The organism is Acinetobacter sp. RF14B (genome assembly GCF_006864105.1).
GTDB lineage: Bacteria > Pseudomonadota > Gammaproteobacteria > Pseudomonadales > Moraxellaceae > Acinetobacter > Acinetobacter lwoffii_C.
Genome location: NZ_SMTB01000271.1, coordinates 1 through 454, shown reverse-complemented (window position 1 = coordinate 454; position 454 = coordinate 1). Strand labels below are relative to the sequence as shown.

Sequence of the window (454 nt, the reverse complement as noted above, 5' to 3'; positions counted from 1 at the left end):
TAGCCCTAGATATTTATCAGAAAAGTACCGGTCTGAAACCAGAAGTGGCGAAGCTTGCATTTGAGCGTCGTCTTAAACCTTCGCCGGTTCAGCCTTTAACGACGGAAGTGATCAAAGCCCAACAGAATATTGCCAATCTCTTCCAGCAGGTTCAACTGATTCCCAAAACCATCAGCGTCCAGCAACAGATCTGGTCGCCAGCAGCCACACATTAATTAGCAAACAAGATGATTTAATTTAAGGAATATCACATGAAAATTTTTTGGTTTATCCCCACTCATGGCGACAGTCGTTACTTAGGCACCAGCAAGGGCGCACGTGTTGTAGATCATGCCTACATGAAGCAGATTGCCGTTGCGGTAGATAACTTAGGTTATGAAGGTGTCCTGATTCCAACCGGCCGTTCTTGTGAAGATCCATGGTTAACCGCAGCCAGCCTGATTGACGCGACCAA

Annotated in this window: 1 protein-coding gene and 1 pseudogene; both read left to right on the top strand. The window is 46.3% G+C overall.

Annotation, left to right across the window (positions count from 1 at the left end; genetic code table 11):
- Positions 1–215: pseudogene (locus E2K52_RS14920) on the top strand (aliphatic sulfonates ABC transporter substrate-binding protein); the annotation flags it as partial.
- A 36-nt stretch (positions 216–251) separates the two neighbouring features.
- Positions 252–454 (top strand): LLM class flavin-dependent oxidoreductase (locus E2K52_RS14915; protein ID WP_151205741.1); only part of this gene is annotated, 203 nt, incomplete at its 3' end.